The sequence below is a fragment of the Stenotrophomonas sp. Sm6012 genome (assembly GCF_030985895.1).
GTDB lineage: Bacteria > Pseudomonadota > Gammaproteobacteria > Xanthomonadales > Xanthomonadaceae > Stenotrophomonas > Stenotrophomonas forensis.
Window position 1 is genome coordinate 1 of sequence record NZ_JAPTFX010000030.1, and the last position, 24122, is coordinate 24122.

Annotated in this window: 18 protein-coding genes and 1 tRNA gene; 15 read left to right on the forward strand and 4 right to left on the reverse strand. The window is 66.5% G+C overall.

Going from position 1 to position 24122, the window contains the following annotated elements:
* Positions 1 to 189 precede the first annotated feature (189 nt).
* From folP to O0J73_RS07880, 12 genes are all read left to right on the forward strand, one after another.
* Positions 190 to 1086 (forward strand): dihydropteroate synthase, encoded by an 897-nt coding sequence (folP, locus tag O0J73_RS07825; RefSeq protein ID WP_308308429.1) that lies wholly within the window; start codon positions 190 to 192, stop codon positions 1084 to 1086.
* Positions 1086 to 2039: a tRNA (adenosine(37)-N6)-dimethylallyltransferase MiaA gene (gene miaA / locus O0J73_RS07830; RefSeq protein ID WP_308308430.1), complete on the forward strand. Its 954-nt coding sequence runs from the start codon at positions 1086 to 1088 to the stop codon at positions 2037 to 2039. The genes folP and miaA overlap by 1 nt, the downstream gene beginning before the upstream one ends.
* Before the next feature lie 96 nt (positions 2040 to 2135).
* Positions 2136 to 2411, forward strand: coding sequence for an RNA chaperone Hfq (gene hfq / locus O0J73_RS07835; RefSeq protein ID WP_004152891.1), 276 nt, complete (start codon positions 2136 to 2138; stop codon positions 2409 to 2411).
* Positions 2412 to 2425: 14 nt separating this feature from the next.
* Complete coding sequence (gene hflX / locus O0J73_RS07840) at positions 2426 to 3736, forward strand: ribosome rescue GTPase HflX (RefSeq protein WP_006431806.1); 1311 nt, start codon at positions 2426 to 2428, stop codon at positions 3734 to 3736.
* Positions 3737 to 3859: 123 nt separating this feature from the next.
* The gene (locus O0J73_RS07845; protein WP_005409020.1) at positions 3860 to 4354 is read left to right on the forward strand and encodes a nicotinamide-nucleotide amidohydrolase family protein; all 495 of its coding nucleotides are present in this window, start codon (positions 3860 to 3862) and stop codon (positions 4352 to 4354) included.
* A gap of 34 nt (positions 4355 to 4388) precedes the next feature.
* Positions 4389 to 6071, forward strand: a complete 1683-nt coding sequence (gene ubiB / locus O0J73_RS07850) for a 2-polyprenylphenol 6-hydroxylase (protein WP_308308444.1) — start codon at positions 4389 to 4391, stop codon at positions 6069 to 6071.
* Positions 6072 to 6263: 192 nt separating this feature from the next.
* Complete coding sequence (gene lexA / locus O0J73_RS07855; protein ID WP_008267755.1) at positions 6264 to 6899, forward strand: transcriptional repressor LexA; 636 nt, start codon at positions 6264 to 6266, stop codon at positions 6897 to 6899.
* Positions 6900 to 7103: 204 nt separating this feature from the next.
* Entirely contained in the window at positions 7104 to 8141 is a 1038-nt protein-coding gene (recA, locus tag O0J73_RS07860; protein ID WP_197563967.1) for a recombinase RecA, read from the forward strand.
* Between the two features lie 110 nt (positions 8142 to 8251).
* Positions 8252 to 8743 carry a recombination regulator RecX gene (gene recX, locus O0J73_RS07865; protein ID WP_006431910.1) on the forward strand — a complete coding sequence of 164 codons (492 nt, stop codon included), beginning with the start codon at positions 8252 to 8254 and terminating at the stop codon, positions 8741 to 8743.
* Between the two features lie 109 nt (positions 8744 to 8852).
* On the forward strand, positions 8853 to 11501 hold the full coding sequence (gene alaS / locus O0J73_RS07870; RefSeq protein WP_308308431.1) for an alanine--tRNA ligase: 2649 nt from the start codon (positions 8853 to 8855) through the stop codon (positions 11499 to 11501).
* 147 nt (positions 11502 to 11648) lie between these two features.
* Positions 11649 to 11852, forward strand: a complete 204-nt coding sequence (csrA, locus tag O0J73_RS07875) for a carbon storage regulator CsrA (RefSeq protein WP_006432031.1) — start codon at positions 11649 to 11651, stop codon at positions 11850 to 11852.
* 78 nt (positions 11853 to 11930) lie between these two features.
* A tRNA-Ser gene (locus O0J73_RS07880) sits at positions 11931 to 12023 on the forward strand.
* A 90-nt stretch (positions 12024 to 12113) separates the two neighbouring features.
* Here the strand turns inward: O0J73_RS07880 and O0J73_RS07885 are convergent.
* Both O0J73_RS07885 and O0J73_RS07890 read right to left on the reverse strand, forming a co-directional pair.
* Positions 12114 to 12662, reverse strand: a complete 549-nt coding sequence (locus O0J73_RS07885; RefSeq protein ID WP_308308432.1) for a DUF4189 domain-containing protein — start codon at positions 12660 to 12662, stop codon at positions 12114 to 12116.
* Between the two features lie 29 nt (positions 12663 to 12691).
* Entirely contained in the window at positions 12692 to 15022 is a 2331-nt protein-coding gene (locus tag O0J73_RS07890; RefSeq protein WP_197563963.1) for a TonB-dependent receptor, read from the reverse strand.
* Between the two features lie 144 nt (positions 15023 to 15166).
* On the opposite strand from O0J73_RS07890, the gene O0J73_RS07895 reads away from it, so the two are divergent.
* The 3 genes from O0J73_RS07895 to O0J73_RS07905 all read left to right on the forward strand — a co-directional run bounded on the left by O0J73_RS07895 (position 15167) and on the right by O0J73_RS07905 (position 18985).
* Complete coding sequence (locus tag O0J73_RS07895; RefSeq protein WP_308308433.1) at positions 15167 to 16096, forward strand: helix-turn-helix transcriptional regulator; 930 nt, start codon at positions 15167 to 15169, stop codon at positions 16094 to 16096.
* Between the two features lie 111 nt (positions 16097 to 16207).
* The gene (locus O0J73_RS07900) at positions 16208 to 18379 is read left to right on the forward strand and encodes a TonB-dependent siderophore receptor (protein WP_308308434.1); all 2172 of its coding nucleotides are present in this window, start codon (positions 16208 to 16210) and stop codon (positions 18377 to 18379) included.
* A gap of 123 nt (positions 18380 to 18502) precedes the next feature.
* Positions 18503 to 18985, forward strand: coding sequence for a LuxR family transcriptional regulator (locus O0J73_RS07905; protein WP_164242185.1), 483 nt, complete (start codon positions 18503 to 18505; stop codon positions 18983 to 18985).
* A 56-nt stretch (positions 18986 to 19041) separates the two neighbouring features.
* Here O0J73_RS07905 and aceE read toward each other — a convergent pair whose 3' ends face one another.
* A complete protein-coding gene (aceE, locus tag O0J73_RS07910; protein WP_308308436.1) occupies positions 19042 to 21717 on the reverse strand; it encodes a pyruvate dehydrogenase (acetyl-transferring), homodimeric type in 2676 nt (891 codons plus the stop codon).
* 294 nt (positions 21718 to 22011) lie between these two features.
* The gene (locus tag O0J73_RS07915) at positions 22012 to 24120 is read right to left on the reverse strand and encodes a phospholipase C, phosphocholine-specific (RefSeq protein ID WP_308308437.1); all 2109 of its coding nucleotides are present in this window, start codon (positions 24118 to 24120) and stop codon (positions 22012 to 22014) included.
* Between the last annotated feature and the right edge of the window lie 2 nt (positions 24121 to 24122).

Here is a 24122-nt window from a genome sequence, read left to right on the forward strand (position 1 = left end):
TGAGCCGCATGGATGCGGCGACCGAGCTTACATGGACGTACTTGCAGCGGCCCCCGCAACCGGACCCACCCCGCCATTCCCCAGTAAACCCGCTGTTGCTCTGGCCGTTGCTGTCGCTCTGGCCTCTGCGGGTGCAGGGCGCCGCCCTGCCGAACTAAACTACCCGCCGTTGTCCCTGCAGGATTGCCCATGTTCGATACCTCGCCCCAGCTCGATTGCGCCGGCCGCATCCTGCGCCTCGACCGTGCCCGGGTCATGGGCATCGTCAACGTCACCCCGGACTCGTTCTCCGATGGCGGCGTGCACGACACCACCGAGGCCGCGGTCGCACATGGCCTGAAGCTGGTCGAGGAGGGCGCCGATCTGCTCGACGTCGGCGGTGAATCCACCCGCCCGGGTGCTGCCCCGGTATCGATCGAGGAAGAGCTGCGCCGGGTGATTCCTGTGGTTGAACAGCTGGCCGCCCGCACTGCGGTGCCGATCAGCATCGACACCTTCAAGCCGGAGGTGATGCGCGCGGCGGTGGCCGCCGGTGCCGGCATGATCAATGATATCTTCGGCCTGCGCCAGGAGGGTGCGCTGGACGCCGCCGCTGAAGCCGGCGTGCCGGTGGTGTTGATGCACATGCAGGGGGAACCCGGCCACATGCAGGCTGATCCGCACTACGACGACGTCGTTGCCGAGGTGCACGGGTTCCTCGTGCAGCGCCTGTTCGCTGCGGAAATGGCCGGCATTCCCAAGAAGAACCTGCTGGTCGATCTCGGCTTCGGTTTCGGCAAGACCACCGCGCACAACATGACCCTGCTGGCGCGCTCGGAGCGCTTCCTGGAACTGGGTGTGCCGATGCTGGCGGGGCTGTCGCGCAAGCGCAGTCTCGGTGAACTGACTGGCCGCGACACGCCGTCCGAACGGGCGGCCGCTTCGGTGGCTGCGCACCTGATCGCGGTCCAGCGCGGCGCGCGCATCGTGCGCGTGCATGACGTGGCCGCCACTGTCGATGCGCTGAAGATCTGGCAGGCAGTGGAAGCCGTGCCGACGCCGCGTACCGACGCCGCGCCGTCGATCCGCTGGCCGGACGAAGACTGATGGGCATCGACCGGCGGCCATTGGCGATCGCCGTGATGGGGCCGACGGCCAGTGGCAAGACGGCCACGGCCATTGCCCTGGCACAGCAGCTGGATGGCGAGATCGTCAGTGTCGATTCGGCGCTGGTCTACCGCCACCTGGACATCGGTTCGGCCAAGCCCGATGCCGCCGAACGCGCGCAGGCCCCGCATCACCTGCTGGACCTGCGCGAGCCCTGGCAGACCTATTCGGCGGCCGAGTTTGCCGCCGATGCCGGCCGTGTCGTGGCCGATATCGTGGGGCGCGGCAAGATGCCGATCCTGGCTGGTGGCACCGGCCTGTACTTCCGTGCCCTGCTGCAGGGCTTGTCGCCGATGCCCGAAGCCGACCCGGCAATGCGCGAAGTGCTCAGTGCCGAAGCCGCCGAGCGTGGCTGGGTGGCGCTGCATGCCGAGCTGGCCAAGGTCGATCCGTCCGCCGCTGCGCGCATCCATGCCACCGACCCGCAACGCATCCAACGGGCGCTGGAGGTCTATCGCCTGACCGGCACCCCCATCTCGGAATGGCAGCGCCGGCCGGGCGTGGCGCCGCTGCCGGTACGTACCCTCAAGCTGATCCTGGCCCCGCGCGACCGCGCGGTCCTGCACCAGCGCATCGAGGCCCGCTTCGATCTCATGCTGGCACAGGGCTTCCTCGACGAGGTGCGGGCACTGCGCGCGATGCCGGAAATGGCCACGGTGCAGGCGCCCCTGGACCTGCCTGCGGTACGTGCAGTCGGCTACCGCCAGGCCTGGGAATACCTGGACGGGGAGGAGGATGCCGCCCGTTTCCGTGACAAGGCGATCTTCGCCACCCGCCAGCTGGCCAAGCGCCAGCTGACCTGGCTGCGTGGCGAACTTGATGCGCGCTGGTTCGACCCCCATATCGACAACGAGCGCCTGGCCGGCGCGGTGTCGACCTTCGTCGCACGCTGAACCCCCGCCAGCCGTGTAACATCATTGGACGGCGGGCGGCTCGGGGGCCGTGGCAACCGTCGGCAACCCAATAAGAACAATAATCAGGAGTGTGCAATGTCCAAGGGGCAATCGCTGCAGGATCCTTTCTTGAATGCACTGCGGCGCGAACGCGTGCCGGTTTCGGTGTACCTGGTGAACGGCATCAAGCTGCAGGGAACGATCGAGTCGTTCGACCAGTTCGTGGTCCTGCTGCGCAACACGGTCAGCCAGATGGTCTACAAGCACGCCATTTCCACGGTCGTCCCGGCACGCAACGTGAAGGTCGGTCCGGGCGGTGGTTACGTGCAATCGGGTGAAGGTGGTCAGGCAGGTGATGAAGCAGACGAGTAATACCGGAGCGGTGAATGTTTGACCGCTCGAGAAAGGGCGAACACGCCCTGTTGATCCAGCCGCATTTCGGCAAGCTGGAAGACGATGTGCTGGAAGAGTTCGGTGATCTGGCCCGCTCGGCTGGGGCCAGCATCGCCGCGACGATCACCGCGCGCCTGGACCGTCCCAACCCGTCGACCCTGATCGGCAGCGGCAAGCTGGACGAGATCAAGGCGGCGGCCGATGCCAGCGGCGCCGACCTGATCCTGGTCAACCATGCGTTGAGCCCCGGTCAGGAGCGCAACCTGGAACGCTTCCTGGAGCGCCGGGTGATCGACCGTACCGGTCTGATCCTGGACATCTTTGCCCAGCGTGCGCACAGCCACGAAGGCAAGCTGCAGGTCGAGCTGGCGCAGCTGCGTCACCTGGCGACGCGGCTGGTGCGCGGCTGGACCCACCTTGAGCGCCAGCGCGGCGGCTCGATCGGCCTGCGTGGCCCGGGTGAAACCCAGCTGGAAACCGACCGGCGCCTGTTGCAGAAGCGGGTCGAGCAGCTGCAGAAGCGGCTGGAAAAAGTTGAAGTGCAGCGCACCCAGATGCGCCGTGCGCGCGTGCGCAGCGAACTGCCACGCGTGGCCCTGGTGGGCTACACCAACGCCGGCAAGTCGACCCTGTTCAATGCCATGACCGGTGCCGAGGCCTACGCCGCCGACCAGCTGTTTGCCACGCTGGACCCGACCGTGCGCCGCATTGCGGTCCCTGGCGGCAACGTGGTGCTGGCCGATACCGTCGGCTTTGTCCGTGATCTGCCGCATGACCTGGTTGCCGCGTTCCGTTCGACCCTGTCAGAGGCGCGCGAAGCGGACTTCCTGCTGCACGTGGTTGACGCTGCCGATCCGCATCGCGAGGAGCGCATCGCCCAGGTCGACGAGGTGCTGACCGCGGTCGGCGCTGGCGATCTGCCGCAGCTGCTGGTGTTCAACAAGATCGACCGCATCGACGGTGCCGACGTCCGCCACGATGGCCAGGACGGCATTCCTGATGAATCGCGACGCGAGCGGGTATGGATTTCCGCGCGTGACGGGCGGGGCCTGGACCTGCTGCAGGCGGTGCTGGGCAAGCGCCTGGGCCTGCAGCACGTGACCGGTGAACTGCGCCTGCCGCCCGATGCCGGCCGCCTGCGCGCGCGCCTGCACCAGCTGGAAGTGATCCGCAGCGAACAGGCCGATGAAGAGGGCTGGCTGCTGCAGGTTGACCTGCCGATCGCCGAGGCCGAGAAGCTTGCCGCCAGTGCCGACGGCGCGCCGATCCGGGCCCTGTTGCCGGAGAAGCTGCCGGAGTGGTGAGGTAGCGCAGGGTCATGCCTGGTGGTGCCGGCCACGGGCCGGCCGCTGCCGTGGCCCGGGCCCGCGACATCAACCTGTCATCTGCGGTACAACGTGCAGGTTCTTCACCCCACCGTCATGCCGATGTCCATTCCCACCGACGCCGATCTCAACGCCCAGTCCGCCGCGCTCGGGCAGCGCCTGCAGCAGGCCTCGCTGCAGCTGGTGACCGCTGAAAGCTGCAGCGGCGGCTGGATCGCCAAGTGCATGACCGATATCGCCGGGTCGTCGGCGTTCTTCGACTGCGGCATGGTGGTCTACAGCTATGAAGCCAAGCAGCGCCTGCTGGGCGTGCGCGCGCAGACCCTGGAGCAGTTCGGTGCGGTCAGCCGCGAAACCGTGCTGGAGATGGTGTCCGGCGCACTGGTCAATTCCGGTGCCGGGATTGCCGTAGCCGTGACCGGGATCGCCGGCCCCGGCGGCGGCAGCCCGGACAAGCCGGTCGGCAGTGTCTGGATCGGCTGGAAGCGCCGTGGCGGCTACGCCCGCGCCGAGCTGTTCCAGTTCGACGGCGACCGCGAAGCCATCCGCCGGCAGACCGTGGCGGCGGCATTGCGCGGTATCGACGCCCAGCTGTGACATGCTGCTCCGGTAACCGTCCGGAGCACGCATGATGTGGGAAACGCTGGGCACAGTCCGTGACCTGGGCCGACTGCAGGAAATTGCCGTTGTCCTGATCCGCTACGGCTTCGGTGACATGGTGCGGCGCATCGGCCTGGCCACGACGCTGGAGCGGGCAGGGCGCCTGCTGCACTGGAACGAGGAGCGGCAGGAACTGCTGCGGATGACCGCGCCGGTGCGCGTACGCAGCGCGCTGCAGGATCTGGGGCCGACCTTCGTCAAGCTCGGCCAGGTGCTGGCGACCCGTGTCGACCTGCTGCCTCCGGAATGGATCGCCGAGCTCTCCGAACTGCAGAACGCGGTGCCGGCGTTGCCGTACGCGGACATCCGCGAGCAGCTCGAGGCCGATCTCGGCGCGTCGCCCGCGGAGGTATTCGCTTTGCTCGATGAAACCCCGATGGCCGCCGCCTCGCTGGCGCAGGCCCATCGTGCGCGGCTGCATGACGGTCGCGAGGTGGTGCTCAAGGTGCGCCGACCGGGTATCCGCGATGTGGTCGAGGCCGACCTGCGGCTGCTGGCACGCCTGGCCGAGATCGTCGAAGCCCGCCTGCCGGACCTGCGCCGCTATCGCCCGGCCGAGGTCGTGCAGCAGTTCACCGTGTCGCTGCGCCGCGAGCTGGATTTCGCCGCGGAGTGCCGCAACGCCGAGCGCATCGCGCGTAACTTCAATGGCCGCGACGACATCCTGATTCCTCGCGTGCACTGGCAGTGGACCTGCGAAAGCCTGAACGTGCAGGACTTCGTCGACGGCATTCCCGGACGGGACCTGGCGGGTGTCGACGCGGCTGGCCTGGACCGGCGCGAACTCGCACGGCGCGGCGCCGACATCGTGTTGAAGATGGTGCTGGAGGACGGCAGCTTCCATGCTGATCCCCACCCAGGCAACATCATCTACCTGCGCGATGGCCGCATCGGCGTGATCGATTTCGGCATGGTCGGCGCGCTGTCGGAGGTGCGTCGGTTCCAGGTTGCACAGCTGCTGCACGGGCTGGTCGAGCAGGACCCGCAGGGCGTGGCCGACGTGCTGCTGGACTGGGCCGGTGGTGTGGAAGTGGACGAGAACCGGCTGCAGCACGACATCAGCCAGTTCGTTGACCAGTACCGCGGTGTGCCGTTGAAGGACCTGCGCATCGGGCTGATGCTGGGCGACATCACCCAGTTGCTGCGCAGCTACAGCCTGACCCTGCCGGCCGACCTGGCGCTGATGATCAAGGCGTTCCTGACGCTGGAAGGCATGGGGCGCCAGCTGGACCCGGATTTCGACATGGCCAGCGTCGCGCGCCCGTTCCTGGAGCGGGTGGTGTTGCAGCGCTATGCGCCAAAGGCGCTGCTCAAGCGCGGCCGGCGCAGCCTGCTGGGCCTGGTCGATTTCGCCGGTGAACTGCCGCGTGACCTGCGCAAGCTGGTGCAGGCCGCGCGCCGTGGTCGCCTGCAGCTGAAGGTGGAGACCACGGCGCTGCAGGGTTTCGGCGAACAGGTGAACCGCGCGGCGAACCGGCTGGTGATGGGCATCGTGACCGCCGCGCTGATCATCGGCTCGTCGATCGTGATGCACAGCGTCGGCGGCGTCTCCAGCCGCTGGCTGCTGGCGCTGGGCGTATGCGGCTTCATCGGCGCCGGCTTCTGTGGCGTCTGGATCCTGTTCTCGATATGGAGAAGCGGTAAACACACATGAGTGTGTTTACCGCTGAATCGCGCAGCGATTCCTGTAGAGCCGACCGCTGGTCGGCTGCACTTGCTTGTGCCTTTGCCAGCCAGGCCATGCCCGGCGACGATTGCCGACCACGCCTCGGCCCCGCAGGTAGGTGTCACCTCCTGTCGCACCCGGCACTTGCAGATCTGAACGTTAGTAGTAATACTACTAACCATGGACCTGACCGACACCCAGCAGGCGATCCTGCAGTTGATCGCCGAGCGTATCGAGAGCGAAGGCGCACCGCCGTCGCAGACTGAAATCGCACGTGCGTTCGGCTTCAAGGGCGTGCGCGCGGCCCAGTACCACCTGGAAGCCCTGGAGCAGGCCGGCGCGATCCGCCGCATCCCAGGCCAGGCCCGCGGGATCCGCCTGGTGCAGGCCCCGCCGGTCGAGAAGCTGGCCGAGCCGGGCTTGCCCGACAGCGTGCTGCGGCTGCCGGTGCTGGGTCGGGTGGCGGCCGGCCTGCCGATCGGTGCCGATATCGGCTCGGACGATTTCGTGGTGCTGGACCGGGTGTTCTTCTCGCCGGCGCCGGACTACCTGCTGAAGGTGCAGGGCGATTCGATGATCGACGAGGGCATCTTCGACGGTGACCTGATCGGCGTGCACCGTACCCGTGACGCCCATTCCGGGCAGATCGTGGTGGCCCGCATCGATGACGAGATCACGGTCAAGCTGCTGAAGATCGCCAAGGACCGCATCCGTCTGCTGCCGCGCAACCCCGACTACAGGCCGATCGAAGTGCTGCCGGATCAGGACTTTGCGATCGAAGGCCTCTATTGCGGCCTGCTGCGACCCAACCGTTGACCCGTTTCGCATTGCATTTCCCCGCGGTCTTTTGTGGCGATTCTCTGGTTCCACTGAGGTTGGTACGGATGTCCGATAATTCTTTTCAGAGCGCCGGGCAGAATCTCAGCCTGTGCGATACGTCCGACTTAAAGTGAGCCCATGGCAAAGAAGACCCCCAAAGACAGCACCTCCAACGACATCACCTCTGCAAGGACCCAACCGATGGACGAGAACAAGAAGCGCGCCCTCGCTGCAGCTCTGGGCCAGATCGAGAAGCAGTTCGGCAAGGGCTCGGTGATGCGCATGGGCGACCGCGTGGTCGAGCCCGTCGAAGCCATCCCGACCGGTTCGCTGATGCTCGACATCGCACTGGGCATTGGCGGCCTGCCGAAGGGCCGTGTCGTTGAGATCTACGGGCCGGAATCCTCGGGCAAGACCACTCTGACCCTGCAGGCCATCGCCGAATGCCAGAAGCTGGGCGGCACGGCGGCCTTCATCGACGCCGAGCATGCACTGGACCCGATCTACGCCGGCAAGCTGGGCGTGAACGTGGATGACCTGCTGCTGTCGCAGCCGGATACCGGTGAGCAGGCGCTGGAAATCGCCGACATGCTGGTCCGTTCGGGCTCGGTGGACATCCTGGTGGTCGACTCGGTCGCCGCGCTGACCCCGAAGGCCGAAATCGAAGGCGAGATGGGCGACCAGCTGCCGGGCCTGCAGGCCCGCCTGATGAGCCAGGCGCTGCGCAAGCTGACCGGCAACATCAAGCGCTCCAATACGCTGGTGATCTTCATCAACCAGTTGCGCATGAAGATCGGCGTGATGATGCCGGGCCAGAGCCCGGAAACCACCACCGGTGGTAACGCGCTGAAGTTCTACGCCTCGGTCCGCCTGGACATCCGCCGCATCGGCGCGATCAAGAAGGGCGACGAGATCATCGGCAACCAGACCAAGATCAAGGTCGTCAAGAACAAGCTGGCACCGCCGTTCAAGCAGGTCATCACCGAGATCCTGTACGGCGAGGGCATCAGCCGCGAAGGCGAACTGATCGACATGGGCGTGGAGGCCAAGCTGGTCGAGAAGGCCGGCGCCTGGTACAGCTACGGTGAGGAGCGCATCGGCCAGGGCAAGGACAACGCCCGCGGTTACCTGCGTGACAACCCGACCGTCGCCGCCAAGCTCGAAGCCGAGCTGCGCGAGAAGTTCCAGCCGACTGAAGCCGTCCGCGAGGAAGGCGACGACGACGGCGACGACGAGTAAGGCTTGCTGTGGGGCAGGGCGGCGCCGTCAGTGACGTCGCCCTGCCTCGCAGGTTCGAATCGCCCAGGGATGGGCAGGGCGCCACGGACGGCGCCACCCTTGGAGCACCGATGTCCGACTCCGACGATATTCCCACCGGCCGCAAGCGCCGGCCACGTGAGCAGACGCCCGTGCAACGCGCGCTGGGCCTGCTGGTCCGCCGCGAGCATTCGCGCAGGGAGCTGACCCGCAAGCTGACCGCCCGTGGCATCGAAGACGAAGCCGCGCAGGCTGCCGTGGCCAAGCTGACCGAGGCGGGCTGGCAGGACGACACCCGTTTTGCCGAGAACCTGGTGCGGATGCGCGCCAACACCGGCTACGGGCCGATCCATGTCCGCGCCGAGCTGGGCACCCATGGGCTGGACAGTGCTGCGATTGCGGCGGCGATGGACAGCTATGAGGGGGACTGGCAGGAAAACGCCCGTGACCTGGTCCGCCGCCGCTTCGGCGAGGCTGGCCCGCAGGACCTGACGCAGCGGCGCAAGGCCGCCGATCTGTTGGCTAGACGTGGCTTTGACGGCGACAGCATCCGCCGCGCGACCCGCTACGACCCGGATGACTGAGACTGGCGGCGCCGGGCCTGATACCCTTTAGGTTTTCGGCGGTCCCTTGCGACCCTGGCCAATGTGGCCGGTGGTCCGGGTCCGCCGGCCCGCAGACTGCCAGCCCCCAATGAACGCATCCGCCAAATTCACGACCTCCCAGATCCGCAGCGATTTCCTTGAATTCTTCAAGGGCAAAGGCCACACCATCGTGCCGTCGGCGCCGCTGGTGCCGGGCAACGATCCGACCCTGCTGTTCACCAACTCCGGCATGGTGCAGTTCAAGGACGTGTTCCTTGGCGCGGAGAAGCGCAGCTACGTGCGCGCGGCCGATGTCCAGCGCTGCCTGCGGGCGGGCGGCAAGCACAACGACCTCGACCAGGTGGGTTACACCGCACGCCACCACACCTTCTTCGAGATGCTGGGCAATTGGTCGTTCGGCGACTACTTCAAGAAGGACGCGATCGCCTGGGCCTGGGAGCTGCTGACCCAGGTCTGGAAGCTGCCGGCCGAGCGCCTGCTGGTCACCGTCTACCAGACCGATGACGAAGCCTACGCGCTGTGGCGCGACATGGTCGGCGTGCCAGAAGAGCGCATCGTGCGCATTGGTGACAACAAGGGCGCGCCGTTCGCGTCGGACAACTTCTGGCAGATGGCCGACACGGGTCCGTGCGGCCCGTGCACCGAGATCTTCTACGACCACGGCGACCATATCGCCGGCGGCCCCCCGGGCTCTCCGGATGAGGACGGCGACCGCTTCATCGAAATCTGGAACCTGGTGTTCATGCAGTTCGACCGCCAGCCCGACGGCACCCTGGTGCCGCTGCCGGCGCCGTGCGTGGATACCGGCATGGGCCTGGAGCGCCTGGCGGCGATCCTGCAGCACGTGCATACCAACTATGAGATCGACCTGTTCCAGGCGCTGATCCGCAAGGCATCGGAGCTGACCGGTACGGCCGACCTGGAGAACAAGTCGCTGCGCGTGATCGCCGATCACATCCGCGCCTGTTCGTTCCTGATCGTCGACGGCGTGCTGCCCTCCAACGAAGGCCGCGGCTACGTGCTGCGCCGTATCATCCGCCGCGCGCTGCGCCATGGCTGGATGCTGGGCGTGCGCCAGCCGTTCTTCAGCAAGCTGGTGCCGACCCTGGTCGAACAGATGGGCGAGGCCTATCCGGAACTGCCGGCGGCGGTGGACACCGTTACCCGTGCGCTGCAGGCCGAGGAAGAGCGTTTCGCTGAAACCCTCGATGCCGGCATGAAGATCTTCGAAGACGTGGCTGGCAAAGCCAGCAATGGCGTGATCCCGGGCGTTGACGCCTTCCGCCTGTACGACACCTACGGTTTCCCGCTCGACCTGACCCAGGACATCGCCCGCGAACGCGACCTGACCGTCGACATCGCCGGCTTCGATGCCGCGATGGAGCAGCAGCGCGAGACCGCGCGTGCGGCCGGCAAGTTCGGCGGCGGCGTGACCCTGCCGGCCGAGCTGGTGGCCACCCTCAGCCCGACCGTGTTCCTGGGCTATGACCGCCTGCAGGCCGACGGCCTGAGCGTGCTGGCGCTGCTCAAGGACGGTCGTCCGGTGCAGTCGGCCGATGCCGGTGATGCGGTCATCGTGATTACCGATCAGACCCCGTTCTACGCCGAATCCGGCGGTCAGGTCGGCGACACCGGCGTGCTGACCGGCAACGGTGTGCGCCTGGCGGTGGAAGATACCCAGAAGTTCGCCGGCCAGTTCCATGGCCATGTCGGCCCCTTGTCCGAAGGCGGCCTGAAGGTCGGCGACGTGCTGTCCGGCCAGGTTGACGGCGAGCGTCGCGGCGCCACCATCCTCAACCACTCGGCGACCCACCTGCTGCACGCCGCCCTGCGCGAAGTGCTGGGCACCCATGTGCAGCAGAAGGGCTCGCTGGTCGCGCCGGACCGCCTGCGTTTCGACTTCTCGCACTTCCAGCCGATCAGCGCGGAAGAGCTGGCGGTGATCGAGCGCAAGGTCAACCAGCAGGTGCGTGCCAACAACGCCGCCGAAGTGCACACCATGGCCATGCAGGAAGCGCTGGACTTCGGCGCGATGGCCCTGTTCGGCGAGAAGTACGGCGAGCATGTGCGCGTGCTGAAGATGGGTGACTATTCCACCGAGCTGTGCGGCGGTACCCACGTCAACCGTACCGGTGATATCGGCCTGTTCAAGATCACCTCCGAGGGCGGTGTTTCCGCCGGCGTGCGCCGCATCGAGGCGGTCACCGGCCAGGGCGCCCTTGACTATGTGGACGCCGAAGAGGCCCGCCTGGCCGAAGCCGCCGAGCTGCTCGGTGGCAGCGCCGGTGACGTGGTCGAGAAGATCCGCGCCCTCGGCCAGCGCCAGAAGCAGCTGGAGCGCGAGCTGGAAGCCGTGAAGGCCAAGGTCGCGGCCGGTGCCACCGCCGACCTGTCCGGCCAGGCTGTCGAGGTCGCCGGGGTGAAGGTCCTGGCTGCCCGCCTGGAGGGCTTCGACGCCAAGGCCCTGCGTGACGCCATGGATCGCCTGAAGCAGCAGCTGGGTGACGCGGTGATCGTGCTGGCCGGCGCCCAGGACGGCAAAGCGGCCCTGGTTGCGGGTGTGAACGGCAGCGCAATGGGCAAGGTCAAGGCCGGGGAACTGTTGTCCCATATCGCCGGTCAGATCGGGGGCAAGGGCGGCGGACGCCCGGACCTCGCCCAGGGTGGTGGCGAGGACGGGCCCGCCCTTGCCACTGCGCTGGCTGCAGTTGTCGAATGGGTCAGCCCCCGCCTGTGATGAACCCGGCCGTCCCCCTCCTTGTAGGAGCGGGACGGCTGACGGTACCATTGCGAATCTTTTCCCTTTGTCGTGGTAGCGCTTCTTGACGGAGCGTCAAGCCGGTGGGGGATACCCTTCCACACGGTTCCATGGAGACTTGCAAAAATGTTGATCCTGACTCGCCGCGTCGGCGAAACCCTGATGATCGGTGACTCGGTGAGCGTCACCGTGCTTGGCGTCAAGGGTAACCAGGTGCGTATCGGCATCACCGCGCCGAAGGACGTCGCTGTGCATCGCGAAGAGATCTATCAGCGCATCCAGCGCGGTGACGAAGCCGGTGGCGCCGGTAGCGAAAATTCTGCCGAATAACGCTTTACCTTCGCACTCGATTAACGTTATGATTCACGCCCCGCTGAGGTGCAACGCACCAGACGCGGTGAATACCCCGGAGTGATGCCCGAGTGGCCGAAGGGGCTCCCCTGCTAAGGGAGTATAGGGTCAAAAGCTCTATCGAGGGTTCGAATCCCTCTCACTCCGCCAGATACAAAGAAGCGCCTGCAGATCCTCGATCTGCAGGCGTTTTTCTTTGTCCGGTGTTCGAAGGTGCAGCCTGCGCGGGGCTGCCTGTCCTTAGTGATCGCTACGGATGGCAGGTACTGCAGCAGGCGTCGTTGCAGGTGCCGGAGCGGCGGCAGCAGGACGCTGTGGCGGCTCGAGATCACGCGGTGGGGTTTCGCGCCACAACAATGCAAGCGTGCAGTCGTTGGCGCGCTCCCTGCACATTCTTTCGGCCTTGCGTTGCGCGGCGTCCGCAGTCTTCTCACCCAGTGCAAAGCCCAACGCAACCGTGCCCGTCGCGATGGCCGAATAGCCTTCGCTGGTCGTGCTGGTCGTGCTGGCAGACTGGCCACAATTGCGCGATTGCAGCGCGCAGTAGTGCAGCGACTGCTGCATCGCGGTGGTCAGGGAATGCTGGTTCATCGAGTAGCCGTAGCGGCCATCCTTGTCGTAGGTGATCGCAGATGCGGCACCTGCCCCCGAGGTGATGGTCAACAACACCCCAAGGGAAATCACTTGCTTCCAGTTCATGGCCATCTCCTTTTCGACGGATGGTGGATCAACCCGGGTTCGCGACGCAACCCGGCGCGTCGCCGTGCCGGGTGCCTGCAGGTAATCCACCTGCAGGCCGGTTCTCCTTCCGCCGGGGCTCAGAGCCTGACCGTCACACCCACCTGGAAGCCACGCCCCGGCAGCGGGGCGATGTACTTCAACGGCGAGTTGTGCGGGCGCGCTTCCTCGTTGAGCAGGTTGCTGCCGTTGACGAACACTTCCATGCCGGCGATGTAGCTGTTGCGCACCGGCAGTTCGCGGCTGACCTGCAGGTCGACCAGGTTGAACGCGTCCAGCGGAATTTCCTCGCTGACATTGCGGCCGAGATACTTCTGCGTGCCGTAGTAGGTACTGGACAGCTGCGCCTTCCAGCCCTGGCGTTGCCATTGCAGGTTGGCGCCGTAGCGGTTGGTCGGCATGTTCGGCAGGTACTCGCCATCATTGTGGGCGCGCAGTGCGTCCGGGTGGTCGGCCTTGTTCTTCACCAGGTCGGCAAAGGCCGAGATGTTCAACGTGCCATAGCGGCCGAGATCCAGCGCCTGTGAAGCGTCGATCTCGAAGCCCTTCACCGTGGTGTCGGTCTGCTTCCAGTACTTCAGCGGCAGGCGGTTGGCGGTCTGCAGGCCGGAGTAGCCAAGGTAGAGGTAGTTCTCGTACTTCATCCGGTAGGCGGTGGCCGACAGCTCGAAGCCACCGAGGTGGAACAGGCCGGTCAGCTCCAGGTTCTTTGCACGCTCCGGCTGCAGGTTCTGGTTGCCTTCCTCCTGGGTCATCACCGAATAGTGCGCGTTGCTGGCATACAGCTCGTTGATCTCCGGTGCGCGCTGCGAGGACGAGTAGCGCACCTTGGCGGCAAACAAGGGACCGAGCTCGACGTACGAGCCGAGGCTGTAGCTGTTGAGCCGGTAGTCGCGGTCCTGCAGTTTCGTGTTGGCGGCATTGCGCGCGGTCTTGAAGCGGCTGGGCTGCAGCGTGTGGTCGACACGCTCATGACGGACGCCGGCATCGAAGGTGGCCCAGCCGAAGTCCAGCGTCTCTTTCAGGAACACCGCATTGCTGCGGGTATCGACATCGGGCAGGTAGCGCAGCGAGCCGCTGCCGGTGACATCTCGCGACTGGCGGCTGAGGCCGAGCATGCCGCTGAGCGGGCCGACGCGCTGGTGGCTGAGCAGCAGCTCGGCCTGGACGCTTTCGAAGTCGTAGTCGTTGGCCTTGGATGCGCCGAGTCGTTCGCCCGAGGTGTTGTCCAGCTTGGAGACACGCAGTTCGGCACGCTCGAAGTAGGGCAGCGGATCGCGCAGCAGCGCTTCCAGCGCGTAGCGCTGCTGCTTGATCACCACGCCCACCGGCAGGCCATCGGCGTAGTTCGAGCCGAATGACAGGTTCTGCATGGAGAAGCCGGGCACGCCGTATTCGCTGTCCTTGGCATCGATGCTGACACCGACGTAGCCGCGGTCGAAGAACAAGGTCGAGCCGGCGGCCACCTGCGAATTGCGCGAGTAGCTGTTGCCCAACCGGTGGTGATAGTCGGGAGTCACGTCATTGTTGATCTGCTTCTGCACGTACGAGGGCGTGCCGGGCACATAGGCCGGGTTGACCGGGTTGATGTAGGTGCGGCGCTGCCAGACCGAGGTCGGGTTGTTGGTATAGAAGGAGAAGTCACCGTCGGCCCAGTCCGGGTTCTCGGTCATGAACTGGTCGATATAGGGCTGCGAGGCCTTGTTGTAGATCTGCTGGACGCGTGCCTCCTTCTGGCAGCTGTCGGCCAGCGCCGAGTTGACGCCGCCGGTGGCGGGGAACAGGCGGGTGTTGCAGACGCTGGCCTTGCTGTTGCCGGGGATGTCGTAGTGGGAAATGCGCTGGCGCGATACCTGCAGGTTGGTGGAGATGTTGCGCTGGTTGTTGAAGTTCATGCGGAAGCCCTGCGCGTCGGCGGCGTTGAAGCCCTTGCGCAGGACCAGTTCCATCGACTGGTCCTTGTCTTCCATGCTGCGCGAGATCAGGCCCGAGTCGACCTCCACGCTGCCGCCGATCGCGTTGCCGCCATAGCGCACCGTGTCGGAGGACTTGTTGACGGTGACACTGCGCACGAACAGTGGGTCGAAGGGAATGTTGATGTCACCGCTGATCGCATTCATGCCAAGGATGGACTGGCCATCCTGCAGGATCTGAACCCGGTTGCCGCTGAGACTGCGGATGACCGGGGCGCCCGCGTTCGGCCCGAACGCACTGTTCTGCACGCCGGAGACATGCTCGAGCAGGCCGCCCAGGGTGCGGTTCTGCGCCTGTGGATTGTCGACGGTGACGCGGCTGTCGATGCGCGAGGGCTTCGAGGCCTCGACCTGAAGCGTGGGAAGGGTGGGTTCGTCCGCCGCGTGGGCGGTGTGGACGGCGAACAGAATGGCGGCAGCAAGCAGATGGCGACGCATGACACGCTCCGTGAAAATAGTGTGAAATGTTATAACGTAACTCTTTGTATCGACAAGGGACGAATGGGCCTTGCCAGCCGGACTGGAGATGAGAGTGGTTCTCATATGAGAATGACCGACGTCCGCTCCTCCGCCGGTGATTCCATGCACGCCCTCACCCTTGCCGACCTGGACCACCTGGGCCGCCGCAGCGGCTTCCGCTACCGACTGCCGGAACCGCCTGCCGTTGCTGGCGAATCCTGCGTGGTCGAGGGCAGGGTGGAGCAGCGCTGCCTGCGCCCGGGCTTGACCCTGGCCCTGTCGGACGTGGTTGCGCACCAGGCCTTCGAGGCGACCTCGGAGGCGCCGCCGGCCTTCTCGGCCATCGTGATGCTGGAGGGACGCGCCGGAGCGAGGCTGTCAGGGCAGGCGCAGATCGGCATGCACCCGGGCGCGGGCGCGAGGATACTGGCCGGTGCGGCGCCGATGACCGCGATCCACCCTGCGGGGCAGCGCATGCGCAGCCTGAATGTCTCGCTGGATGCATCGGCGCCGCTGGATGAGCCGGTGATCAACGAACTGCGGTCCGCGCACCGCTCCGACGGCCGGCCGTTGCACAGCTGGCAGGTACCCGCGCATCTCGGGCACGCGGCCGACCAGTTGCTGTCGGGTGTATGGGACGGCGCGATGCATGCGCTGCTGTGCGAGGGCGTGGGCCTGCAGATGCTGGCACTGTCCCTGGGGGCGCCTGCACGCGATGCCGTAGTGGAGCTGCGCGTGTCCGCGCGCGATCGCCGCATGCTGCAGCGGGTGATCGATTGCCTGCAGGCAGCGCCGGCCGCCGATCACAGCCTGGACGATCTGGCGCGCGTGGCCTGCATGAGCCCCAGCAGCCTGCGCCTGAAGTTCCTGCAGGTGTATCGATGCTCGGTATTTGCCTGGCTGCGCGAGCATCGGTTGCAGCGGGCCTGCGAGCAGCTCCGGCAGGGCTGCAGCGTGCAGCAGGCCGCGCATTTCGCCGGCTACCGGCATGCCACCAATTTCGCGACCGCGTTCCGTGCGCGCTATGGCATCGCACCGAGCCGGTTCCGCTGACACTCGATCATCGTCGGCAGCGCGCAAATACCTGCTGCGTCCGCGCATACGTGCGCTCACGTACAAATGACAATAATTCTCATCCAGCCTTTCCTTTCCGCTGGACCTCCCATGCCTGCCTGTTTCCGCCCGTGTGCCCTGGCAACCGCCATCGGCACGACCCTGGCGCTGTTCAATGCTGCCCATGCCGCCGAACGCGCACCTGCCGCCACAGCCTCGCAACTGCCCACCGTGCAGGTCACCGCCGATTTCGACGGCAGTACCGAATCGTATCGCTCCTACACCACCGATTCCATGGGCACGGCGACCGGCCTGTCGCTGACCTCGCGGCAGACACCGCAGTCGGTCAGCGTCGTCACCCACCAGCAGATCGAGGACCGCGCGCTGCTGAGTACGGCCGATGCGCTGGCCACCGCGCCAGGCATCTCGGTCACGCGCAGCGATGCCAACCGCTATTCGTTCTCGGCGCGCGGGTTCGAGATCGACAACTACCAGTTCGATGGCGTGGTGATGCCGGTGCTGTCGCCATGGAATTTCGGTGAGAACAACCTGGACATGGTGGTGTATGACCGCATCGAGATCGTGCGTGGTGCCAACGGCCTGATGACCGGTGCCGGCAATCCTTCGGCAGCGGTGAACTACGTGCGCAAGCGACCGTTGCGCGAGTTCGCTACCAGTGCTGGCATCGGCCTCGGTAGCTGGGACGCACGGCGCGCGTGGGCGGATGTGTCCAGCCCGTTGAGCAGGGAAGGCCGCGTACGCGGTCGCTTGGTGGCAGCCAAAGCAGAGGCCGACAGCTACACCGCCGGCCTGGACAGCACCGCGAAGACGCTCTACGGCGTGGTCAGCGTGGATCTGGGCGAGGACACCGGGTTGATCGCCGGCATCTCCTACCAGGGCAATGACAACCGTGGCTTTGGCAGTGGCTTCGCGCTGTTCAACGCCGATGGCACGCGCACCGCCTTCGATCGCTCGGTATCGGCCACGGCCCCGTGGGCACGGATGCGCACCGATACCCGCAACGGCTTCTTCGATTTCAACCACCGCTTCGGTAACGACTGGCAGGCGCGGGTGTCCTACAGCCGTTCGCATACCGACATGGAGATGAAGCACCTCTATCGAGGCGGCTATCCCGATCCGGTCACCGGCGCCATGCCCAATGGCAACAGCTTCACCCGCTACGATGGACCGGTGCGGCGCGAGGCACTCACTGCCAGCCTGTCGGGCCCGTTCCAGCTGTTTGGTCGCCAGCACACGGCGTCGATCGGCTGGTCGCGGTCGCGCGACGAGATCGCGCTGGGGCAGTACCGCGCGCTGGCGCCGCTGCCTCCGTTGGCTGGCTATTTCGATTGGCATGGGCCGGGGACGCCGGAGCCGGTGTGGGCCAGCAGCAAGACCCAGGCCGATGATCTGGACAACCATCAGAGCGGCGCCTATGCAGTGGCGCGGCTGTCGCTGGCTGACCCGCTGCATGTGATTCTCGGTGCTCGCCTGAGCAACTGGGAGACGGACCAGGTCTACTTCGGCAGCAAGCGCACGTACCGCTATCGCAACGAGTTCGTGCCGTATGCCGGCTTGGTCTGGGACCTCAATGGCTACAGCAGCGTCTACGCCAGCTACACCGGCATCTTCAAGCCGCAGAACAACCGCGATGCATCCGGGCAGATCCTCGACCCGGTCAGCGGCCGCAGCTATGAGCTGGGCCTCAAGGGCAGCTGGCTGCAGGAGCGCTTGAATGCTTCAGCCGCGCTGTTCCGTACCCGGCAGGACAACCTGGCCGAAGCGACCGGCGGGCTGGTCGAGGGCAGTACGCAGGCCGCGTACCGCGCAGTGAAGGGTGCAACGGTGGATGGACTGGAACTGGAACTGGCCGGTGAGCCATTGCCGGGCTGGAGCCTGGGCACCAGCTTCACCACGTTCATCGCGCAGGACGCGCAGGGCAGGGCCATCAATACCGCCAAGCCACGCAGCCTGTTCAAGCTGTTCACTACCTGGCGCCTGCCCGGTACCTGGGACCGGCTGACCCTTGGTGGTGGCGTGGACTGGCAGAACCGCATGTACCAGACCGCCACGGCACCCGGAAACCGCCGGGTGCCGGTGGAGCAGCCCGGCTATGCGCTGGTCAACCTGATGGCGCGCTACCAGTTCAGTTCCAACCTGTCCGCGGCGGTCAACATCAACAACCTGTTCGACCGCCACTACTACTCGCAGATCGGCTTCTACAACCAGGGCTGGTACGGCGCGCCGCGAAACGTGATGTTCACCGTGAAGGTCGGCTATTAAGGCGCGACGTTGCCCTGTGTTCAGCGCTTCGGCTTGTACCCGGCACGGGTGACGGGCACGATCCGAAGCGCTGCGCCCCACAATGTCCTACGCAGAACCTTCTTCACTCGAACGGAGCATCGTATGAAGCTGTTGTCCGCTGTGTTGTTGTCCGCCCTGTCACTGCCGGCCGCGTCGGCGCTGGCGATGGAGGCCTCACCCTCACCGCTGCTGGGGCGCTGGTCGCTGGATATCACCACCTCGGCGCTGCCCGAAGCGCAGCGCCCGAAGCAGGTGGTGCTGGAGTTCAAGGACGCCGGCAGCGGCCGTTGGAGTTCGCATGTGGATATCGTCCTGCATGACGGCAAGACCATGAAGTCCGATGGCACGCTGGCCCTGGATGGCACGCCGGGCGCCTTGTCCGGCACCTATGGCGCGGACAAGGCCAACCTGAAGCTGCCGGCGCCGAACACGCTGGTGATGCAGCTGGTGGACCATGGCACGCCCGCCTCGACCCGCATCTATACCGTGGCCGATGACCGCGCGACGATGACCGAGACCAAGGCGTTCTACGGCCATGACGGTACGCCGATCCTGCAGACCAACCTGTTCAAGCGGCTGCCGTAGCGGCACTGCGCGCGCCGCGCCCGTGGGGAAGATCCGCAGGCGTTGCGTCTGCCGCTCTAGACCGCGGCCGGATCGGGCTTGCCGGTGTCGATGCCGTATCGGTCGATGGCCTCCTGCACCCGCGAGCGCTCGATGCGGCCCTCATCGGCCAGCGCTTTCAGGGCCGCCAGCACGATGAAGTGGCGATCCACTTCGAAGAACGTGCGCAGCGATTCACGCGTGTCCGAGCGGCCGAAGCCGTCGGTGCCCAATGCAGTGAAACGGCGGTCATTGATGAAGGGACGGATCTGGTCGCCGACGATCTTCATGTAGTCGGTGGCCACCACCAGCGGCCCTGCGTGGCCTTGCAGGCACTGCTGCACGTAAGGCACACGGGGTTCCGCGGCCGGATGCAGCAGGTTCCAGCGTTCCGCAGCCAGGCCATCGCGGCGCAGTTCGGTCAGGCTGGTCGCGCTCCAGACGTCGCTGGCGATGCCGAAGTCCTGTTGCAGCAACTCGGCCGCGGCCTCCACTTCGCGCAGGATCGAGCCACTGCCCATCAGCTGCACGCGTGGCTGCGAGGTCCCTCGTCCGGAGGGCGCGGGGTGCAGCAGGTACAGTCCCTTCAGGATGCCGGCCTCGGCGCCCTCGGGCAGTGCCAGATGCGGGTAGTTCTCGTTGAGTACGGTGATGTAGTAGTAGATGTCTTCCTGGTCGACGTACATGCGGCGCAGGCCGTCGTGGATGATCACCGCCAGTTCGTAGTTGAAGGTCGGGTCGTAGGACACGCAACTCGGAATCACCGACGACAGCACGTGGCTGTGGCCATCGTCGTGCTGCAGGCCTTCGCCCATCAGCGTGGTGCGGCCGGAGGTGGCGCCCAGCAGGAAACCGCGCGTGCGCGCGTCGGCCGCGGCCCATGCCAGGTCGCCGACGCGCTGCAGCCCGAACATCGAATAGAAGATGTAGAACGGAATCGTGGCCAGGCCATGGTTGCTGTAGGCGGTGCCGGCGGCGATCCACGAACAGATCGCACCGGATTCGTTGATGCCTTCCTGCAGGATCTGCCCGTCCCTGGCTTCCTTGTAGTAGCTCAACTGGCCGGCGTCCTGCGGGGTGTACAGCTGGCCGAGGTACGAATGGATGCCGATCTGGCGGAACAACCCCTCCATGCCGAAGGTGCGCGATTCATCGGGCACGATCGGAATCACCAGCCTGCCCAGTTCCGGGTCCTTCAGCAGGCTGGTGAGGATGCGCACGAAGCCCATCGTGGTGGACTGGCCGCGATCGCCGCTGCCCTGCAGCTGGCTGTTGAAGATCGACAACGGTGGCAGCGGCAGCGGATCGACCCGGGCCAGGCGCGCCGGCAGCTGTCCGCCCTGGATGCGGCGGCGCTCGGCGAAGTAGATCGCTTCGGCGCTGCCCGGTTCCGGGCGCAGGTAAGGCATCTCCTCCAGCTGGTCGTCGCTGACCGGCAGGTTGAAACGGTCGCGGAACGCACGCACCGCGTCGGCGCTCATCTTCTTCAGCTGGTGGTTGATGTTCTGGCCTTCGCCGGCTTCACCCATGCCAAAGCCCTTGACCGTCTTGGCCAGGATCACGGTGGGCCGGCCGCTGGTGTTCACTGCCTGCTGGTAGGCGGCGTACACCTTCTGCGGATCGTGGCCGCCCCGTGCGAGCGCCCAGATGTCGTCGTCGCTCATGTGCGAGACCAGGTCCAGCAGTTCGGGATAGCGGCCGAAGAAGTGCTCGCGCACATACGCGCCGTTCTGCGACTTGAAGGTCTGGTAGTCGCCGTCCACGCATTCCATCATGCGCTGGCGCAGCAGGCCGCTGTGGTCGCGGGCCAGCAGGTCGTCCCAGCCACTGCCCCAGATCAGCTTGATCACGTTCCAGCCGGCCGCGCGGAAGGTGCCTTCCAGCTCCTGGATGACCTTGCCGTTGCCGCGTACCGGACCGTCCAGGCGCTGCAGGTTGCAGTTGACCACGAACACGAGGTTGTCCAGCCGCTCGCGGCCGGCCAGCGAGATCGCCGCCAGTGATTCGGGCTGGTCCATCTCGCCGTCACCGAGGAAGGCCCACACCTTGCGACCCTGGTGTTCCTTCAGGCCGCGGTACTCGAGGTAGCGCATGTAGCGTGCCTGGTAGGCGGCGGTGAGCGGGCCCAGCCCCATCGACACGGTGGGGAACTGCCAGAACTCGGGCATCAGCCGCGGGTGCGGGTAGGAAGACAGTCCCTCGCGCCCGGCTTCACGACGGAAGTTGTCCATCCGCTGCGGATCGATGCGGCCTTCCACATAGGCACGTCCATAGATGCCCGGTGCGGAATGGCCCTGGATATAGATCATGTCGCCATCGAAGGTGTCGGTACGGCCGCGGAAGAAGTGGTCGAAGCCCACGTCGTACAGCACGGCGGCTGACTGGTAGGTGGCGATGTGCCCGCCGACGTTGGAATGCTTGCCGGCACGCAGCACCATCACCATCGCGTTCCAGCGGATCATCGCGTTCAAGCGGCGCTCGATGGCCAGGTCGCCCGGATAGGCAGGTTCGCGCTCTGGCGGAATGGTGTTGACGTAGGCGGTCCAGGCGCGGGTGTGCAGGTCGCCGTGCTGCTGGGCGTCCAGATCGCTCAGCTGGTCGATCAGGTAATGCGCGCGTGGCCGGCCACCGGCCTGCATCACCGCCTCCAGCGATTCACGCCACTCCCGCGTTTCCAGCGGGTCGGTATCGAAGGGGATGAGGGCTTGGTTCATGGCGGTCTCCAGAAGGCGCCGGCCGGCCGCCTGCCGGGGCGACAACACCGGCAGGGCGCACAGCACTGGAGCGGGGTTGCCACGGCGGGGCCGGGAGGCGGGAGGTGGCCTGGCTGGCCACCGAGGAGACAAGCGTAGGTGCGTGCCTGGATCGCGAGTAGATGGGCGCGGCTTGGGTCTGCGCCAATCCCGCGTTGCTTCGCTTTTGTAGAGTCCAGCGTTGCTCGACTGCTTGTTCCGGCCAATGATCGAAGAGCAGTCGAGCAAGGCTCGACTCTACAAGGGCGTGATTGCTCAATCGTGCTCGAAGCGCAGCGGTTCGCTGCCCATCGCCGGGTCGCTGGTGCCGGGACGTCCATCCTCGGCGCGCCCGGCCAGGCGCAGGGTGCTCTCGCCCGCGCTGACCTGCAGGTCATACCAGCCAGCGGTAGGCGTCGCGTCCCACGCCAATGAGGTTTCCGCACGCGCCGGCAGCGCCAGCGCCTGCTCGGGCATGAGCCCGGCATAGGCGCCGGCCTGCACACGCAGGTGCAGCGCGCTGTCGTCGAGATTGCGCAGCTGCAACCGCAGTTGGCCGTCCGCGCGCTCGACCGTCGCCTGCAGGGCCGGCGCCTTTGCCGCGCCCTGGAAGTGGCGGTGGAAGCCATTCGGGCCGAGCAGCCACAGGTCGTAGTGCCCCTGGGCATCCAATGGCCAGCGCTCCTGCAGCGGCATCCCCGGCACCAGCGTGTAGCGGCGCGGAATGGCCCCAAGCCGCAGGCGGTCGTAGACATGCAGTACCGCCGCCGCACCTTCACAGGACAGCCCCAGATCCACGCCCGATGCATCCAGGCGGGCGATCGACGCCTGCGGCCGATAGGGCAGGGCGCGCGCCGGGCGTATGCCGCTTTCCTGCTTCGCCGGTTCCAGTCCCTCCGGCAACGCAGGCACGGTACGTCCTGGCAGTGCCGCCGCGCGTGCCGCCACCGCGTTCACATCGGGCAGGCCGCGCACGAACGGGCGGGTATCGCGCTGAGCGAAGTCGAAGGCGTTGCTGAGGTCGCCACAGACCGCACGGCGCCACGGCGAGATGTCCGGCGCGGCCACGCCGAAGCGGCGCTCGATCAGGCGGATGACCGAGGTGTGGTCGTACACCTGTGAATCGACCCAGCCGCCGCGGCTCCACGGCGAAATCACGTACAGCGGCACGCGCGGGCCGAGCCCATACGGACGGCCGCGCAGCTCGGCGGCATCGTACTTTTCATCACCCGGTGCCGGATGACGGTGGTACTCGCCGTCGGTACTGACCGATGAGGCACCGGCCCAGCCCCCGTCCAAGGGCGAAGGCGGTGCCGGTGGCGGCATGTGGTCGAAGAAGCCGTCGTTCTCGTCGAACATCAGCAGTAGTGCCGTACGACTCCAGACCTCCGGGTCGGCGGTCAGCGCATCCAGCACGCGCGCGGTATAGGCCGCGCCCTGGGCGGGACTGGACGGGCCGGGATGCTCGCTGCCGGCGGCGTCGGCGATGATGAAACTGACCTGCGGCAGGCACCCATCAAGCACGTCCTGGCGCAGCTGCGCCAGCCCACGGGTGCTGACGCCACGCGCGCGCAGCTGTGGGTCATGCCCGGGTGCCGCGCTGTAGGCGCGACGGAATGCCTCGAAGCCGGCCAGCGGGTTGTCGGTGAAGTTGTCGGCCATGTCCTGGTAGATCTGCCAGGACACGCCCGCCTGCTGCAGGCGTTCGACATGGCTGGTCCAGCGGTACGACGCCGGATGCCCGCCGTATTCGGGGAAGTTGTCGTGCGAGTTGGCGATCACCGGGCCACCGGCGCGCGCGGCGGCATCGTTGTGCCCGGTCCACAGGAACACCCGGTTCGGGTTGGTCCCGGCCTGCATCGCGCAGTGGTAGGCGTCGCAGATCGTGAAGGCATCGGCCAGCGCGAACTGGAACGGCAGGTCGCTGCGCTGGAAGTAGCCCATCGAGTGATTCTGCTTGGCCTTCGGCCATTGCCCCATGCGGCCGTGGTCCCATGCGCGCTGCGCATCGGGCCAGGTGTGCGGGGTGCCTTCCACGCGCATGTAGCCGAAGTGCGCGGCGGTATCCAGCGGGAACGGCGCGATTGCGCGCTTGCCGCTGGCGTCGGGTTGCAGCCACAGGCTGCGGGTGCGACCGCCGGCCTGTAGTGCAGCGGCGGGGGCGACGAAGCGGTCGCCGAAGCCACGCACGCCCGGCAGCGTGCCGAAGTAGTGGTCGAACGAGCGGTTTTCCTGCATCAACACCACGATGTGATGCAGGTCTTCTAGGCTGCGCGTCTGCGTGGCAGGGGCGATCGCTGCGGCCCGGGCGATGCTGGGCAGCAGCGGGGAAAGGCCGGCGGCAACGCCGGCCTGCAACAACCGGCGTCGGCCGATATCGGTCACGG

What these genes read in the sequence shown, in the direction of transcription:
- folP (WP_308308429.1), top strand. Translation starts at nt 190, where the DNA reads ATGTTCGATACCTCGCCCCAGCTCGATTGCGCCGGCCGCATCCTGCGC.
- miaA (WP_308308430.1), top strand. Translation starts at nt 1,086, where the DNA reads ATGGGCATCGACCGGCGGCCATTGGCGATCGCCGTGATGGGGCCGACG.
- hfq (WP_004152891.1), top strand. Translation starts at nt 2,136, where the DNA reads ATGTCCAAGGGGCAATCGCTGCAGGATCCTTTCTTGAATGCACTGCGG.
- hflX (WP_006431806.1), top strand. Translation starts at nt 2,426, where the DNA reads ATGTTTGACCGCTCGAGAAAGGGCGAACACGCCCTGTTGATCCAGCCG.
- O0J73_RS07845 (WP_005409020.1), top strand. Translation starts at nt 3,860, where the DNA reads ATGTCCATTCCCACCGACGCCGATCTCAACGCCCAGTCCGCCGCGCTC.
- ubiB (WP_308308444.1), top strand. Translation starts at nt 4,389, where the DNA reads ATGTGGGAAACGCTGGGCACAGTCCGTGACCTGGGCCGACTGCAGGAA.
- lexA (WP_008267755.1), top strand. Translation starts at nt 6,264, where the DNA reads ATGGACCTGACCGACACCCAGCAGGCGATCCTGCAGTTGATCGCCGAG.
- recA (WP_197563967.1), top strand. Translation starts at nt 7,104, where the DNA reads ATGGACGAGAACAAGAAGCGCGCCCTCGCTGCAGCTCTGGGCCAGATC.
- recX (WP_006431910.1), top strand. Translation starts at nt 8,252, where the DNA reads ATGTCCGACTCCGACGATATTCCCACCGGCCGCAAGCGCCGGCCACGT.
- alaS (WP_308308431.1), top strand. Translation starts at nt 8,853, where the DNA reads ATGAACGCATCCGCCAAATTCACGACCTCCCAGATCCGCAGCGATTTC.
- csrA (WP_006432031.1), top strand. Translation starts at nt 11,649, where the DNA reads ATGTTGATCCTGACTCGCCGCGTCGGCGAAACCCTGATGATCGGTGAC.
- O0J73_RS07890 (WP_197563963.1), bottom strand. Translation starts at nt 15,022, where the DNA reads ATGCGTCGCCATCTGCTTGCTGCCGCCATTCTGTTCGCCGTCCACACC.
- O0J73_RS07895 (WP_308308433.1), top strand. Translation starts at nt 15,167, where the DNA reads ATGCACGCCCTCACCCTTGCCGACCTGGACCACCTGGGCCGCCGCAGC.
- O0J73_RS07900 (WP_308308434.1), top strand. Translation starts at nt 16,208, where the DNA reads ATGCCTGCCTGTTTCCGCCCGTGTGCCCTGGCAACCGCCATCGGCACG.
- O0J73_RS07905 (WP_164242185.1), top strand. Translation starts at nt 18,503, where the DNA reads ATGAAGCTGTTGTCCGCTGTGTTGTTGTCCGCCCTGTCACTGCCGGCC.
- aceE (WP_308308436.1), bottom strand. Translation starts at nt 21,717, where the DNA reads ATGAACCAAGCCCTCATCCCCTTCGATACCGACCCGCTGGAAACGCGG.